At 67.3% G+C, this 441-nt stretch carries 1 protein-coding gene; it reads left to right on the forward strand.

What is annotated here, in order from left to right; genetic code table 11:
* The coding region (locus tag ON19_RS21470) for a lipase family protein (protein ID WP_043695776.1) at window positions 1-441 on the forward strand (441 nt) is incomplete at both ends.

The following is a 441-nucleotide window of genomic DNA, read 5'->3' on the forward strand; positions in this document are numbered from 1 at the left end:
TCGGGTCAGGGTGATCGGTGTGCGATGTCGGTGGCGTTTTCTACCGGGTTGACGGTGTTCACCGATCCCTCGCCGAGTTTGTCGGCGAATCAGGAACTGCCGGCTTCGGCGGTGTGGAGCGCGTTGGGTGCCCGGGTGCTGGTGACCGATTACATCGGGTTGGGCACGCCGGGTATGCATACCTACGCCAACCGGATCGAGGCCGCGCACGCGGTGCTGGACGGGGTGCGCGCGGCGCACAATCTGGCCGGTGCGGGTGCTGAGACCCCGGTGGTGTTGTGGGGTTATTCCCAAGGTGGCGGTGCGACCGCGGCCGCGGCGGAGATGGCACCGCAGTATGCGCCGGAGTTGAATCTCAAGGGTGTCTGGGCGGGTGGGCCGGTCGCGGATCTGGCCGCGATCCTGGAACGCATCGATGGGGCGTTGATCGGCGGCGCGATC

This window comes from Nocardia abscessus NBRC 100374, assembly GCF_000308455.1.
GTDB lineage: Bacteria > Actinomycetota > Actinomycetes > Mycobacteriales > Mycobacteriaceae > Nocardia > Nocardia abscessus.